The 14,130-nt window shown below is 69.1% G+C and carries 15 protein-coding genes; 4 read left to right on the top strand and 11 right to left on the bottom strand.

Annotated features, from left to right (window positions below; all coding sequences use genetic code 11):
• Positions 1-37 precede the first annotated feature (37 nt).
• From G5S38_RS08520 to G5S38_RS08500, 6 genes are all read right to left on the bottom strand, one after another.
• A complete protein-coding gene (locus tag G5S38_RS08520; RefSeq protein WP_165067292.1) occupies positions 38-1,276 on the bottom strand; it encodes an alpha-hydroxy acid oxidase in 1,239 nt (412 codons plus the stop codon).
• Positions 1,270-2,016 (bottom strand): FadR/GntR family transcriptional regulator, encoded by a 747-nt coding sequence (locus tag G5S38_RS08515; RefSeq protein WP_165067289.1) that lies wholly within the window; start codon positions 2,014-2,016, stop codon positions 1,270-1,272. The genes G5S38_RS08520 and G5S38_RS08515 overlap by 7 nt, the downstream gene beginning before the upstream one ends.
• A gap of 116 nt (positions 2,017-2,132) precedes the next feature.
• Positions 2,133-3,104 (bottom strand): aldo/keto reductase, encoded by a 972-nt coding sequence (locus tag G5S38_RS08510; protein WP_165067286.1) that lies wholly within the window; start codon positions 3,102-3,104, stop codon positions 2,133-2,135.
• Between the two features lie 132 nt (positions 3,105-3,236).
• Positions 3,237-4,160 carry an SMP-30/gluconolactonase/LRE family protein gene (locus G5S38_RS08505; RefSeq protein WP_165067283.1) on the bottom strand — a complete coding sequence of 308 codons (924 nt, stop codon included), beginning with the start codon at positions 4,158-4,160 and terminating at the stop codon, positions 3,237-3,239.
• Positions 4,161-4,178: 18 nt separating this feature from the next.
• On the bottom strand, positions 4,179-4,310 hold the full coding sequence (locus G5S38_RS15850) for a hypothetical protein (RefSeq protein WP_268921058.1): 132 nt from the start codon (positions 4,308-4,310) through the stop codon (positions 4,179-4,181).
• A 25-nt stretch (positions 4,311-4,335) separates the two neighbouring features.
• Complete coding sequence (locus G5S38_RS08500; protein ID WP_165067280.1) at positions 4,336-4,686, bottom strand: hypothetical protein; 351 nt, start codon at positions 4,684-4,686, stop codon at positions 4,336-4,338.
• A 194-nt stretch (positions 4,687-4,880) separates the two neighbouring features.
• Here G5S38_RS08500 and G5S38_RS08495 point away from each other — a divergent pair, with 194 nt between their 5' ends.
• From G5S38_RS08495 to G5S38_RS08485, 3 genes are read left to right on the top strand one after another with little or no spacing between them, the layout of a single operon-like run.
• Complete coding sequence (locus G5S38_RS08495; protein ID WP_165067278.1) at positions 4,881-6,542, top strand: circularly permuted type 2 ATP-grasp protein; 1,662 nt, start codon at positions 4,881-4,883, stop codon at positions 6,540-6,542.
• A complete protein-coding gene (locus G5S38_RS08490; protein ID WP_165067275.1) occupies positions 6,536-7,465 on the top strand; it encodes an alpha-E domain-containing protein in 930 nt (309 codons plus the stop codon). Before G5S38_RS08495 ends, G5S38_RS08490 begins: the two co-directional genes overlap by 7 nt.
• Complete coding sequence (locus G5S38_RS08485) at positions 7,462-8,307, top strand: transglutaminase family protein (protein ID WP_165067272.1); 846 nt, start codon at positions 7,462-7,464, stop codon at positions 8,305-8,307. Before G5S38_RS08490 ends, G5S38_RS08485 begins: the two co-directional genes overlap by 4 nt.
• Here the strand turns inward: G5S38_RS08485 and G5S38_RS08480 are convergent.
• Positions 8,291-9,694, bottom strand: a complete 1,404-nt coding sequence (locus tag G5S38_RS08480; RefSeq protein WP_201276628.1) for an MFS transporter — start codon at positions 9,692-9,694, stop codon at positions 8,291-8,293. The two genes, G5S38_RS08485 and G5S38_RS08480, sit on opposite strands and share 17 nt — an antisense overlap.
• On the bottom strand, positions 9,691-10,140 hold the full coding sequence (locus tag G5S38_RS08475) for a MarR family winged helix-turn-helix transcriptional regulator (protein ID WP_165067269.1): 450 nt from the start codon (positions 10,138-10,140) through the stop codon (positions 9,691-9,693). Before G5S38_RS08475 ends, G5S38_RS08480 begins: the two co-directional genes overlap by 4 nt.
• 96 nt (positions 10,141-10,236) lie before the next feature.
• Between G5S38_RS08475 and G5S38_RS08470 the strand changes: the two genes are divergently transcribed.
• On the top strand, positions 10,237-11,112 hold the full coding sequence (locus G5S38_RS08470; RefSeq protein ID WP_165067266.1) for an alpha/beta hydrolase: 876 nt from the start codon (positions 10,237-10,239) through the stop codon (positions 11,110-11,112).
• Between the two features lie 28 nt (positions 11,113-11,140).
• Here the strand turns inward: G5S38_RS08470 and G5S38_RS08465 are convergent, their stop codons facing one another.
• From G5S38_RS08465 to G5S38_RS08455, 3 genes are read right to left on the bottom strand one after another with little or no spacing between them, the layout of a single operon-like run.
• Positions 11,141-12,034: an oxidoreductase gene (locus G5S38_RS08465; protein WP_165067263.1), complete on the bottom strand. Its 894-nt coding sequence runs from the start codon at positions 12,032-12,034 to the stop codon at positions 11,141-11,143.
• Between the two features lie 59 nt (positions 12,035-12,093).
• Positions 12,094-12,756: a hypothetical protein gene (locus G5S38_RS08460; RefSeq protein WP_165067260.1), complete on the bottom strand. Its 663-nt coding sequence runs from the start codon at positions 12,754-12,756 to the stop codon at positions 12,094-12,096.
• Complete coding sequence (locus G5S38_RS08455) at positions 12,753-13,943, bottom strand: OmpA family protein (protein ID WP_165067257.1); 1,191 nt, start codon at positions 13,941-13,943, stop codon at positions 12,753-12,755. The genes G5S38_RS08460 and G5S38_RS08455 overlap by 4 nt, the downstream gene beginning before the upstream one ends.
• Positions 13,944-14,130: the final 187 nt, after the last annotated feature.

Raw genomic sequence — 14,130 nt, 5'->3', positions numbered from 1 at the left:
CGCGCACTGGCCCGCCTGCGTCGGCCCGCCGCGGCGCTCACACGCGAGGGCGGGGCACCAGCCGTTCGAGCTGCGTGACGTGTGCCGGGGTCAGCTCGTCGAGCGAGGTGACGCCGAGCAGCCGCATGGTGCGCGTGATCTCGGTGCTGAGGATCTCGATGGCGCGGTCGACCCCCTCGCGGCCGCCAGCCATGAGCCCGTAGAGGTAGGCGCGCCCGATGAGCGTGAACTTCGCGCCGAGGGCGATGGACGCCACGATGTCGGCACCGGTCATGATGCCGGTGTCGAGGTGCACCTCGGTGTCCATCCCGACCTCGCGCACGACCTCCGGCAGCAGGTGGAACGGGATCGGCGCCCGGTCGAGCTGGCGCCCGCCGTGGTTCGAGAGCACCAGACCGTCGACTCCCAGCGCGGTGAGGCGCTTCGCGTCATCCACGTTCTGCACGCCCTTCACCACGAGCTTGCCCGGCCACTGCGCCTTGATCCACTCGAGGTCCTCGTAGGTGACGGTGGGGTCGAACATGGTGTTGATCAGCTCGGCGACGGTGCCGGACCAGTGGTCGAGCGACGCGAAGGCAAGCGGTTCGGTGGTGAGGAAGTCGATCCACCACGCGGGCCTCGGCAACGCGTCGATGATCGTGCCGGGGGTCAGGGTCGGCGGGATGGTCATGCCGTTGCGGGTGTCGCGCAGTCGGGCGCCGGCGACCGGAACGTCGACGGTCACCAGCAGCGTGTCGAACCCGGCCGCGACGGCGCGGTTGACGAGGGCGAGCGACCGGTCGCGGTCCTTCCACATGTAGAGCTGGAACCAGTTGCGCCCGTTCGGGTTCGCGGCCGCGACGTCTTCGATGGAGGTCGTGCCCATGGTGGAGAGGCTGAACGGGATGCCGGCAGCACCCGCCGCGGTGGCCCCGGCGATCTCGCCCTCGGTCTGCATCATGCGGGTGAACCCGGTGGGGGCGATGCCGAACGGCATCGCGACCTGGCCGCCGAGCACGGTGGACGAGGTGTCGACCTGGGAGACGTCGCGCAGGATGGCGGGGTGGAACTCGATGTCGCGAAACGCCTGTCGCGCACGGCGCAGCGACAGTTCGGCCTCGGCGGAGCCGTCGGTGTAGTCGAACGGGGCCGTCGGGGTGCGGCGCTTCGCGATCCGGCGCAGGTCCTCGATGGTGAGGGCCTCCTGCAGGCGGCGCTTCTTCGCGTTGAGGGTCGGGGCCTTGAACTTCATCAGCGGCGCGAGGTCGCGGGGCTTGGGAAACTGTCGCTTCACCATGGGGTCTCCTTCGGTGTGGTGGTCTGCAGGTAGTAGCCGTGGATGTGGTCGCGAATGCGTGCGCTCGCCGTGTCGGGGTCGCCCGCGTCGATGGCCGCGACGATGCCGCGGTGCTCGGCCCTGAGGCGCGCTGCGGTGTCTGGCCAGGCGTCGGCGTCGGGTGCGCTGGCGAGCACGTAGCCCTCCACTGAGTCGCGCAGGCCCGCCATCATGGCCGCCAGGACGGTGTTGGTGGATGCCGCGGCGAGCGACACGTGGAACTGCGCGTCGAGCGCGAGAAAGTCCGCGGCCCCGAGCCCCGGCGCATCCATCGAGTCCAGCAGTTCGCGAGCGGGGGAGAGGTCGAACGGGCCCGATGCGAGCTGCGTCGCGATCGCTGCCTCGAGGATCAGGCGGGTGCTCACGACGTCGTCGACCGGGAATGCCCGGGCGGCGACCTGGAGGCGCATCAGCAGGGACATGCCGCCGGACGGCCGGGCGACGATGATCGCGCCCGACTGCGGTCCGGATCCGGTCTGGGTGCGGATGAGTCCGAGCACTTCGAGCACGCGCACGGCTTCGCGAACGGATGACCGTCCGACGCCGAGGGCGGTGGCCAGTGCGCGTTCGGGCGGGAGGTGGTCGCCTGGTCCGAGTCGGCCGGAGAGCAGGTCGCCCTCGATGCTGGCGAGCACGGTCTCCCAGGCCTTGCGCGGGTCTGGGGTGCCTTCTGCGGTCACGGTGTCCTCGTCGTCGAGCATGTGGTCTGACCACACCGTACCGGATTCGGGATCCGACGCCAACCCGTCGAGCGAAACAGTGCGGGGCCGCGCACCCGACTCCGGATGCGCGGCCCCGTGCCGCAGTGACCTACCCGCTACCAGGCGTAGTGCTCCGGCGCGGTCTTCTTACCGGGGAAGATCTCGTCGAGGCGGGCGAGGGCCGCGGCATCCAATGTCACATCGACGGCGCGCACGGCCGCGTCGAGCTGCTCGCTGGTGCGCGGTCCGATGATCGGCGCCGTCACCGCGGGCTGGTGCAGCAGCCAGGCCAGGCCCACGTCGCCCGGCTCGTGGCCGAGCTCGTCGGCGAAGTCCTCGTACTGCCCGATCGCCTCGCGGTTCTCGTCGAGCTGCTTCGCCGCACGTTCGCCCACGCGACGGCTGCTGTCACGCTGCTTCTTGAGTACGCCGCCGAGCAGCCCGCCCTGGAGCGGCGACCACGGGATGATGCCGAGGCCGTTGCCCTGCGCCGAGGGGATGACCTCGAGCTCGATGTCGCGCACCAGCAGGTTGTAGATCGACTGCTCGCTCACGAGGCCGGGGAAGTTGCGCTTTCGCGCCTCGGCCTGTGCGGTCGCGATGTGCCAGCCGGCGAAGTTGCTGCTTCCGGCGTAGAGGATCTTGCCCTGCGCGACGGCGGTCTCCATGGCCTGCCAGATCTCATCCCACGGGGTCGCCCGGTCGATGTGGTGGAACTGGTACAGGTCGATGTAGTCGGTCTGCAGGCGCTGCAGGCTGGCATCGAGGGCGAGCCGGATGTTGCGTGCCGACAGCTTGCCGTCGTTGGGCCAGTCGCTCATGTCGCCGTAGAGCTTCGTCGCGAGCACCGTGCGTTCGCGGCGACCGCCGCCCGACGCGAACCAGTTGCCGACGATGGTCTCCGTGGCACCCTTGCCCTTGTCGCCCCCGTAGACGTTGGCGGTGTCGAAGAAGTTGATTCCGTAGTCGTGGGCGGAGTCCATGATGCCGTGCGAGGTCGGCTCGTCGGTCTCCGGGCCGAAGTTCATGGTGCCGAGGCAGAGGCGGGAGACGTTCAGGCCGGAGCGGCCGAGGTGTGTGTATTCCATGGGTCCACTCTCCGTCGCGGCGCGCGCCCTGTACAGGGGTCGCGGGCGACGCGCACGAGTGCTACCCGGCCTGCGAGCCCGCCTGCAAGCCGACCTGCGAGCCGGCCTGGGACGCTCGCGCTGCGAACTGCGTTATGGGCCCGTCTGCAGCACCCGTCGCGCGGCATCCCTGGCCGTGGTGCCGATGCGATACAGGCTGGTCGACGCGGTGATGTACAGGTCGGTGCCGTCGTCGCCGCCGAAGCACAGGTTCGAGACACGCTCTGGCACCTCGATGTAGAGCAACTGGTCGCCGGCCGGCGAGAACACCTCGACCCCGCGGTGGCTCGAGGTCCACACGTTGCCCGCGGTGTCGACGCGCAGGCCGTCGGCCAGACCGGTCGGCGCGGCGAAGTCTCGGCCGGCGAGCGTGGTGGTGTCGTAGCACCGGATGCTGCGGGGCACGCTACCGGCTGCGCCCTGGTCTGGCGCGCCCGCGGCATTCGCCGCATCGTCCGTGGACGACGCGGTGTCCGACACGTACAGGGTGCCCTCGTCGGGCGAGAAGGCGAGTCCGTTCGGGTGCACCAGGTCGGTGATCACGGGTTCGGCCACCCGCGAGACGGGGTCGTAACGGAACACCCAGCACCCGTCGTAGTCCTGCGTGCCGGGGTGCCCCTCGTGGCCGTTCTCCTGGATGCCGTACGGCGGGTCCGTGAACCAGATCGCGCCGTCCCTCGCCACGACGACGTCGTTCGGTGAATTGAACCGGCCGAGGGCGAATCCGCCGACGATCGTCTCGACCCGCCCGTCGACGTCGCGCTCGACCGCCCGGCGACCGTGGCTGCACTGCACGACATCGCCCCGCAGGTCGAGGGTCCGGCCGTTCGTGTACTCGGCGCCATCGCGATAGACCGAGACGGCGCCACTCGCGGCATCGAACTGCAGGATGCGGTTGTTCGGAATGTCACTCCAGCGCAGGGCCGACGTGGCGGGCAGCCACACGGGCCCCTCGCCCCACACCGATCCGGTCCACAGCAGCTCGACGACCGCATCGGCCGCGAGTAGGGCGTTCACGCTCCGGGCTCCTTCGCCCTAACGCGGGGTGCTGCCACCGCCGGCGAGGCGCGACTTCACCTTGGCGATGGCGGCCTTGCCCTGCGGGCTACGCAGTGCGCGGCGGGCGAGGGGCAGAACGATGGGCAGAAAGCGAAGCAGACGGAACACGGGACTCGATTCGGTGGGAGGGGTATTAGAGGAAGTCGGACTGGTTGATGTCGGCCGACCGCGCGTCGCGGGACTGCTCGTCCTGTCCGCCGGCGAATGCCATCTGCGGCCCGAGCGCGGCAGTGCGTTCGCGCAGTTGCTCGAGCATCGCCGGGTCTTCCATGTCGATGTCACTGTCGGGCGCCGGCGTGCAGAACAGCAGGCTGGCTGGCCCGAGGAGCATGTTCGAGAACTCGCGCCTACCCTCGACGAGGATCGGGATGGTGACGATGTCTGAACGTCCGGCGTCGGCCAATGCCTGGGCATAGCGGAAGACCGCGTCGCAGGTATCGGCGCTGACCACGACGGATTCCCCGGCGTAATGAAGTGATCGCATTGATACAGGGTGCCCCGAAACCGCAGAAAGCGACAACCCGGTTGCGGGGGGCTCAAAGCTGTGTACTCTTCGCGCCCGTCACGCGCCCGTCACGCACGCGCGCCTGTCGACCCTCGCCGGCGGCTTCCCGACGCCCTCCCGCGGGCCGCTGAGCCCGAAACATCGCGGCAACACCGCGGGTTTAGGCTCGCACCATGGGCGATTTGTTTGATGGTTACTCTTCGCCGGCCCTCACCACAACGAAGCGGCGCGGGGCGATCCCGTTCGATGAGATGTTCGAGAAGCCGGACTCGATCCGCACGGCGTACCGCGAGATCCACTCCGCGCTCGCCGAGATGACGCAGGACGAACTGCGCGGGCGCACCGACGCCCTGGCCAGTTCCTACCTCGCCCAGGGGGTCACGTTCGACTTCGCGGGCGAGGAGCGGCCGTTCCCGCTCGACGCCGTTCCGCGGGTCATCGACCAGGCCGAATGGCTCACCGTCGAGGCGGGAGTGAAGCAGCGGGTGCTCGCACTCGAGGCGTTCCTCGCCGACATCTACGGTTCGCAGAACGCCGTGCGCGACGGCATCATCCCCGCGTCGCTGATCAGTTCGTCGAGCCACTTCCACCGCGTGGCCGCGGGCATCGACCCGGCCAACGGCGTGCGCGTGCAGGTCTCCGGCATCGACTTGATCCGCGATGAGACCGGCGGATGGCGGGTGCTCGAAGACAACGTGCGCGTGCCGTCCGGCGTGAGCTACGTGATCTCCAACCGGCGGGTGATGGCCCAGACGCTGCCCGAGCTGTTCGTCAAGATGCGCGTGCGCCCGGTCGGCGACTACCCGCACAAGCTGCTGCACGCCCTGCGCGCGAGTGCCCCCGAGGGCGTCGAAGACCCCACGATCGTGGTGCTCACCCCCGGTGTCTACAACTCCGCCTATTTCGAGCACACCCTGCTCGCTCGCTTGATGGGAGTCGAGCTCGTCGAGGGGCGCGACCTGTTCTGCTCCGGCGGCCGGGTCTGGATGCGCACGACCGCGGGCCCGACGCGGGTCGACGTGATCTACCGCCGGGTCGACGACGAGTTCCTCGACCCACTGGTGTTCCGCACCGACTCGATGCTCGGGTCGCCCGGCCTGCTGCTCGCCGCACGGCTCGGCAACGTCACGATCGCGAACGCGGTCGGCAACGGCGTCGCCGACGACAAGCTCGTCTACACCTACATGCCCGACCTCATTCAGTACTACCTGTCGGAGAAGGCGATCCTCCCCAACGTCGACACCTGGCGACTCGAAGACCCGGGCGCCCTCGAAGAGGTGCTCGACCGGCTCGACGAACTCGTGGTCAAGCCCGTGGACGGCTCGGGCGGCAAGGGACTCGTCATCGGGCCCGACGCGTCGCCCGCCGAACTCGAGGCGCTGCGCCACCGGCTGCTCGCCGACCCGCGCGGCTGGATCGCGCAGCCCGTCGTGCAGCTGTCGACGATCCCCACGCTGGTCGACGACGGCATGCGGCCCCGCCACGCAGACCTCCGCCCGTTCGCGGTCAACGACGGCAAGGACGTCTGGGTACTCCCCGGCGGTCTCACCCGGGTCGCGCTCCCCGAGGGCCAGCTGGTCGTCAACAGCAGCCAGGGCGGCGGGTCGAAGGACACCTGGGTCGTCGGGCAGGATTCGCTCCAGGTCTCGCGCCACAGCATCCAGGGCCTCGTCGCCGGCCAGGCCGCCGCGACCGAATCGATCAGCATCATCACCCCCGAGATGCTGCAGGCGCGCGAACGCGACCACTCGCCGAGCGAGCGGCCCAAGGACCACGGGCAGCAGGAGCAGCAGCAACAGACCCTCACCGCAGACGAGGAGCCCACCCCATGCTGAGCCGCATCGCCGAGTCGCTGTTCTGGATCGGCCGCTACATCGAGCGTTCCGACGGCACCGCCCGCATCCTCGACGTGCACCTCCAGCTGCTGCTCGAGGACCCGTGGATCGAGGAGAACCTGGCCTGCCGTTCGCTGCTCAGCGTGATGGGAAGCGAGGTCTCCGACGACCGGGAGATCACCCGTGCAGACGTGCTGAGCATCCTCGCCGTCGACCGGTCAGAGCCGGCATCCATCGCCTATTCCCTGGGGGCCGCACGCGAGAATGCCCGCCGGGCGCGCGAGATCGTGTCGACCGAACTGTGGGAGTGCCTCAACACCACGCGGGCGCGGATGCCGCGCAAGGTCGCCACCGACAAGGTGCACGAGTTCTTCGGCTGGGTGCGGGAGCGCTCGGCGCTCGCCGTCGGCATAATCGAGTCGGCCACGAGCCGCGACGAGGCGTGGCAGTTCTTCACCCTCGGCCGCAGCATCGAGCGGGCGGACATGACCGCGCGGCTGCTCGCCACCCGCTCGCTCACCGAGGCGAGCGGGCCGTCGTGGACCACCATCCTGCGCTCGTGCGGCGCCTACGAGGCATACCTGCGCACCTACCGCGGCGTGCCCAGCGCGCGCAATGCGGCGGAGTTCCTGCTGCTCGACCGGTTGTTTCCGCGAAGCATCCTGTTCTCCGTTCGACGGGCCGAGATGTGCATGCGTGACATCGAACCGCGCACCGACCGTTCCGGCGTCTCCGAGCAGGCGCAGCGCGTGCTCGGGCAGATCCGCAGCGAGCTCGAGTACCGGCCGATCACCGAGATCCTCGAAGACCTCGACGGCCACATGGACAGCGTGCAGGCGGCCACTAGTGCGGCATCCGAAGCCATCCGCCAGCGGTACTTCCCCAGCAACGCGGCCCCGCACTGGGTCAAGGAGAACTCGTGAAACGTCTACGCATCCGGCACACCACCGGGTTCCACTACGAGGGCGAAGTCACCGCGTCGTACAACGAGGCACGGATGCTGCCAGCCAGCGCCGACGGCCAACTGGTGCTGTACTCCAACCTCGAGATCTCGCCCACGTCGACCGCGCACAACTACGTCGACTACTGGGGAAGCAAGGTCTCGTCGTTCGAGCTGCTATCACCGCACCGCGACCTGACGCTGACTGCCAACAGCCTGGTCGAGGTCAACAGGTTCACCCACTCGCCGCACACCCTCAGCTGGGACGACCTCGCGATCGCGTCTGAGCGCGCCATCGAGTACGTCGAGCAGCGCGGGCAGACCCGCCGCACCGACCCGCCGGAGGAGGTCGTCGCGCTCGCCCGCGAGATCGCCAATGACTTCCTCAGCCCGTGCGAGGCGGCGCAGCGCATCTGCGTGATGATCGGCGAGCAGGTCGAGTACATGACGGGCGTCACCGAGGTGCACACCACGGCCGCCGAGGCTTGGGAGCACCGCAAGGGCGTGTGCCAGGACATCGCGCACCTCGCCATCGGCGCACTGCGCGCGGTCGGCATCCCGGCGAGGTACGTGTCCGGCTACCTGCACCCCAAGCCGAACGCCGAGGTCGGCGAGACCGTCACCGGTGAATCGCACGCCTGGGTCGAGTGGTACTGCGGCGACTGGCGCGGCTACGACCCCACGAACCAGATCGACATCGGCGACCGGCACGTGGCGGTCGGCCGCGGCCGCGACTACAACGACGTGCCCCCGCTGCGCGGCGTGTATGCCGGGCCGTTCCGGTCGAACCTCTTCGTGAAGGTCGAGATCACTCGCGAGACGTGACGCGGGGCGGCAGGCCGTCGCTGACGTCGTTGCTGACGTCGTCGTCGTCGACGTCGTTGTCGCGCACACCCGCACCGCGCACCGCGCCGTTCGCGTTCGGCTCGTCTGGAACCACGGTGTCGGGGCCCGCCTCGGCCGACCCGTCGTGGATCACCCGCAACCGCCGGCCGGAGAACCCGACGCGCAGGTGCTGGTGCTGCACGAGCCATCCAATTCCCACCGCACAGGCGATGAGCCCGGCCGCGCCGCCGGCCACGAGCGACCAGCGCGGACCGAACTCGTTGGCGATCCAGCCGACGACGGGGGCGCCGATCGGCGTGCCGCCCATGAAGATCGCCATGTAGATCGCCATCACGCGGCCGCGCACCGCCGCGTCGGTCGACAGCTGCACGAGCCCATTCGCCGTGGTCATGAAGGTCTGCGCTGCGACGCCGATGAGCACGAGCGCCGCCGCGAACATCCACAGCGACGGCAGCACCGCGGCCAGCAGGCAGCCGAGCGCGAAGATGATGGATGACGCGATCAGAAAGCGCATGCGGGGCGACTCCCGCTTCGCCGACAGGAGCGCCCCGGTGACCGAGCCGATCGCCATGATCGACGACAGCACCCCGAACTCGGCCGCCCCAGCGCCGAACTCGACGCGCGCCATGGTGGCGATGTAGATGCCGAAGTTGAGCCCGAAGGTGCCGACCAGAAAGATCATGACGAGCACGACCATGATGTCGGGCCGGCGCCGGATGTAGCGGAAGCCGCCCGCGAGGTCGCCGCGCTGCCTGGCCGCTCGGGGCTCGCGCCGCAGGTCGCGCACGCGCAGCATCTTGAGCGCGATGAGCACCGCGGCGAAGGTCGCCGCGTTGATCAGGAACACCGCGCCGGCGCCCGCGACCGCGGTCAGCATCCCGGCGACGGCAGGGCCGACCATGCGGGCCGCGCTGAACGACGCCGAGTTGAGGGCGACCGCGTTCGAGAGGTTGGTTCCGCCCACCAGCTCGGACACGAATGCCTGCCGCGCGGGGGCGTCGAACGCGGCGGCGCAGCCGAGCAGCGCCGCGAAGATGTAGACGTGCCAGAGCTCGACCACCCCGGTCACGGTGAGGATGCCGAGCGCCAGCCCGAGCACGCCCATCGTGGCCTGCGTGACCATCAGGATGGTGCGCTGGTCGAACCGGTCGGCGACGAGGCCGGTCACGGGCAGCAGGATGAGCAGCGGCCCGAACTGCAGGGCCATCACGAGACCCACCGCGAAAGCGTCGTTGTCGGTGAGCTCAGTCAGCACCAGCCAGTCCTGGGCGGTGCGCTGCATCCATGTCCCGACATTCGAGACGAACGCGCCCGCCGCCCACAGCCGGTAGTTGTAGCCGGCCAGCGACCGGAACATCGAGCTCATTCGTCGGACAATCGGCGGAGAATGGATGCCGCGTCGGCGAGTGTCCGGCGCTCGGCCTCCGTCATCGTGGCCAGCCGCGTATAGAGCCACTCGTCGCGGCGGCGGCGGGTCTCGAGCACCAGGGTGTGGCCGTTCGCCGTCAGGCTCAGCAGCACCTTCCGCCCGTCGTCGTCGGACGGCTGCCGCTCGATGTAGCCCGCCTCGAGCAGTGCCGTGACGGTGCGGCTCATCGACGGGGGAGTGACGCGCTCGATCTCGCTCAGTTCGGTGAGCGTGCGCGGCCCGGTCAGCTCGATGATGCCGAGCACCGTGGTCTGCCCGTCGGTGAGGTCGTGGTCGGCCTTCTCCGCGCGGAGCCGACGGGAGAGCCGGTTGACCGCGATGCGGAGTTCGCGGCTGAGCTCGTACGTGACGGCGGAGGGCGCGGAATCGTCGGGAGCAGTCACAAGTGATTAGCCTAGCAAATTAGCCCTGCTAACGACCTGGGGCCCGAATGCTGGGGGTGACTGCGGCAATACACTGAGGGGAGGCGAGGAGGCAGCGTGATCCAGTTCACTGCGGCGCGGCATGACCACACGTTCACCGACGCGCGAGGCGTGACCATCCACTACTACCAGTGGAAGGCCGGCAAGCCGCGCGGTGTCGTGCATCTGCTGCACGGACTCGGTGAATACGCCATCCGCTACGAGCGACTCGCGCAGGCGCTCGTGCGCGCCGGCTTCACCGTCTACGCCGACGACCACCGCGGCCACGGCCAGACCGGGGTCGAGCAGCACGGGGGTGTGCTCGACCGTCTCGGCAGGCTCGGCCCAGGCGGAATGAACGCCACCGTCGACGCGGTCTACCACCTCAGCGGCCTCATCCGGCGCGAGAACCCCGGCATCCCGCTCGTGCTGTTCGGGCACAGCTGGGGATCGATCATCGCCCAGAAGCTGCTCAACGAGCACGCGGAGTCCTACGACGCCGTCGTGCTCTCCGGCACCGCGCTGCGCACCGTGCGGCACATGAAGGGCCGGCTGCTCAACGCCAAGCACAAGCACCTCGGAACCACCGGCCACGAATGGCTCAGCCGCGACGAGACCATCGCCGCCGCCTTTCTGGAGGACAAGCTCACGTTCGAGGCCGACGCGATCACCCTGTTCGGCCCGGCAGACGCGGTCAGGCTGCTCGGCAGGCCCGCCAAGAACCTCAGCCACGACGTGCCGGTGCTCATCCAGGTCGGCAGCGACGACTCGTTCGGCGGATCCCGCAGCGCCGAGCTGCTCGCCGAGGCCTACCTCGCCAGGTCCAAGCTCACCGACGTCGAACTGATCATCTACGACGACGCACGCCACGAGGTCTACAACGAGACCAACTACCTCGACGTCACCGCCGACCTGGTGCGCTGGCTCGGCGAACGCATCCCACCCGCCCGCTAGGCGAGCGGGGCAGGCAGGGCCAGCGAGGCTAGACCGACTGCACCGGGTAGCCGACGCCCGTGAGCCGCTCCGACAGGTCCCACAGCTTGCGCGCCATGTCGGCGTCGGATGCCGCGGGAACGCGGTCCACGAAGGTGGGGGCGCCGCGCATGCCGCCGCGTTCTCCCGGGCCGATGTAGCTGCCGCCCGGTACGCCGGCGGTCGCGGCATACAGCGTCGGCAGTGCGCCACCATCGGCGTCCTGTGCGAACAGCCGGTTGCCCTGCCGCGAGAACCAGGCAGACACCGGGTTGCTCGAGCGTCCCTGCAGGTTGGTCGATGCCCACCCGGGGTGCGCGGCGACCGCGATGACTCCCGATCCGCCCGCAGCGAGCTTCGCCTGCAGCTCCAGCGTGAACAGCAGGTTCGCGAGCTTCGACTGCCCGTATGCCGACCAGCGGTTGTAGCGGCGCGAGGTGTAGTTGGGGTCGACGAGGTCGATGGTGCCAGCGCGGTGGGCCAGGCTCGACACCGTGACGACGCGGCCGGTGACCTGTGGAAGCAGCAGGTTGGTCAGCGCGAAGTGCCCGAGGTGGTTCGTTCCGAACTGCATCTCGAAGCCGTCGGCGGTGCGGCTGAGCGGGGGCGCCATGACCCCGGCATTGTTGATGAGCAGGTCGACCCGGTCGGTGATGGATGCCGCGAACTCGCGCACCGACGCGAGGTCGGCGAGGTCGAGCCGTCGAACATCGACCGACCCGGCGATGGATGCCGCGGCATCTGCCCCCTTCTGCAGGTCGCGCACGGCCAGCACGACATGGGCGCCGCGCCCGGCGAGGGCGCGGGCGGCCGCGAGCCCGATGCCGCTGTTGCCGCCCGTGACGATGGCGGTGGAGCCGGCGAGGGCGGGCAGGTCTGACGTGGTCCAGTCGGGGGAGGGCATGCATTCACGGTATCCCGCGCCCCGGTACATCGCCTGCGCGGCGCTCGCGGGCAGTCGCCCTATTCGGGGGATTCGCTCACATCAATGCCGGGTATCGATAATCCGCCCGGTGCGGTCACCGAGACGGTCGACAGGTCTGGAGGAAGTGGCGCGTAGAGGGCGTCCATGAAGACTGGCTCATTGCCGAGGGTCAGGTTCTGTCGGTACGCGCACACGCATGAATTGAGCGGCGAATCGGCGGGCGGAGACAGCTCGGAGTTGACTTCGCGACGCCAGGACAGTCCGAGATAACGCACGCCGCCTTCCGGGTCTTCGATAGCGATGCGGTCGAAGAACGTTCCGGCAGCTCCGTCCGCGAAGACCGCGCCGTCGAGCGCAGCTCCTTCGCTCGGACTCGACATCGAGAGCGTGACCATCGTCGAGTCTGCGCGTCGTTCGATTCGGTGCACCGCTACCGTGACGTCGATCACCTCGTCGTCGAAGTTGAATGAATCCACCTCGATCGTCTGTGAACCGAGTACCGGCAGGTCGCCATCGGCCGCAGCGGCCGCGTCCAGTATCTGGCGCGACAGCTCTGAGGACTCCACCGCGGCCGGCGACGATTCCGGGGAAGCAGAGGACGATGGCGCGGGTTCGTCCCCGCCAAACGCGGTGCAGCCCGCCATGCCGCCCATGGCCATCACACCGAGCAGGGCAGCGACGGGACGAACGGCCCGCATCATGATGCAGCCGCCGTGAAGACGATCGAGACACGCCTGTTCAGTTGCCTGTTCTGCTCGGTATCGTTCTCCACCACTGGTTCTCGTTCGCCCCTGCCCTCGATCGAGACGTCGAGTCCAGCGGTTGCCAGCGCCGGCTCGAGCACGCCGGCCACCGCGGCAGCCCGCCGCACCGAGAGGTCCGAGTTGAATGCGTCGTCGCCGACGTCGTCGGTGTGACCGATGACCGCGATCTCACCGGCCGTCGCGCGTTCCGCAATCTGGTCGACGAGCGCTGCCAACTGCGCAGATGCGTCGGGTGACAGATCGGCGGAGTTGAAGGCGAAGAGGAGGTCGGCTGCCACATCGATCGTCACGTCCGCATCGGCTGCGCGTTCCCGGCTGAAGCCGTCGATTCGTTCTGTTGGGGCGAAGAGGGGGCGCTCCGAGACTTCGGGGTATGGCAGAGGTTCGAGCATCTGTGGCGGAATCTCCGGCCATCCTGTCCCGACCGGTATTTGCGGGCCTTCGACAGTGGGTTCGAGCAGGCCGTCGTCGACGGGAACGTCGAGAACGAGGCCCGCGTACCCGAGGGTCACGTCGACGGTGTCGACGCCTGCGGGGAGTGGCGGGAGGACGCTGTAGACCACGTTCATGACACCCGGTTCGTCCGGGAGCGCATCGGCGGTCGAGGCGGCTGTCGGTGGCGTACCGAAGTCGCGGGTCGGGTCAGGAATCGCATACAGCAGCCGCCCGTCGGTGGGAAATACGACGTTGACGAAAGCGGGCGAGATGCTGACGGCGAACGTGTTCTGACCGATCGGGCCGCGACCGTATGGCCCGAACAGTGAACAGCACAACCAGGGTTCGACGTCCCACCCGATCGACCAGTAGACGACGGTGACGTTGTCCAGTCGCTGCACCGCATGCACGGCCTGATAGACACGGGTCTCGTGCCCGCGCATGTCGACTGCCACCGAGTCGGTCCCATAGGTCGAGACCTCGACGCCGTCCTCCGACTGCTGCGGCTCGCGCAGGTCACTGGCCGCGGGTGCTGCACTGGCAGGGGTTTGGCCAGACAGGGGAACGATGCCCAATGCGAGGCAGGCCACAAGGGTGGCGACGAGCGGGCGGCGGCGCGACGGCCGTTGGCGGACCGACGACGCCAACATCACGTTGGCCCGCCCTGGTTCGACATCATGAGCGATCATCCCCTCCAGCACCGGTGTCGGATCACCCTATGACAGGCGCGTCCCTGACGGGGCAACGACAGGGTGGTGCAGGCGGGATTGGATGAGCGCCACCCCGCCGCCTGACACTGGGCCGGGCGGCGGGGCGGCGGGGCGGCGGGCCGATTGCGCTACACCCGTGCGGCAGCCTTCGTGCGCGCCCTGAACC

It is taken from the genome of Marisediminicola senii, from assembly GCF_011057645.1.
Taxonomy (GTDB): domain Bacteria; phylum Actinomycetota; class Actinomycetes; order Actinomycetales; family Microbacteriaceae; genus Marisediminicola; species Marisediminicola senii.
Note: the sequence above shows the minus strand (reverse complement) of the source record. Positions and strands in the feature narration are given on the sequence as shown.

Coding starts and splice junctions, on each gene's coding strand:
- G5S38_RS08500 (WP_165067280.1), bottom strand. CDS start 4,686: ATGCGATCACTTCATTACGCCGGGGAATCCGTCGTGGTCAGCGCCGAT.
- G5S38_RS08455 (WP_165067257.1), bottom strand. CDS start 13,943: ATGATCGCTCATGATGTCGAACCAGGGCGGGCCAACGTGATGTTGGCG.
- G5S38_RS08515 (WP_165067289.1), bottom strand. CDS start 2,016: ATGCTCGACGACGAGGACACCGTGACCGCAGAAGGCACCCCAGACCCG.
- G5S38_RS08490 (WP_165067275.1), top strand. CDS start 6,536: ATGCTGAGCCGCATCGCCGAGTCGCTGTTCTGGATCGGCCGCTACATC.
- G5S38_RS08510 (WP_165067286.1), bottom strand. CDS start 3,104: ATGGAATACACACACCTCGGCCGCTCCGGCCTGAACGTCTCCCGCCTC.
- G5S38_RS08460 (WP_165067260.1), bottom strand. CDS start 12,756: ATGATGCGGGCCGTTCGTCCCGTCGCTGCCCTGCTCGGTGTGATGGCC.
- G5S38_RS08465 (WP_165067263.1), bottom strand. CDS start 12,034: ATGCCCTCCCCCGACTGGACCACGTCAGACCTGCCCGCCCTCGCCGGC.
- G5S38_RS08495 (WP_165067278.1), top strand. CDS start 4,881: ATGGGCGATTTGTTTGATGGTTACTCTTCGCCGGCCCTCACCACAACG.
- G5S38_RS08520 (WP_165067292.1), bottom strand. CDS start 1,276: ATGGTGAAGCGACAGTTTCCCAAGCCCCGCGACCTCGCGCCGCTGATG.
- G5S38_RS08480 (WP_201276628.1), bottom strand. CDS start 9,694: ATGAGCTCGATGTTCCGGTCGCTGGCCGGCTACAACTACCGGCTGTGG.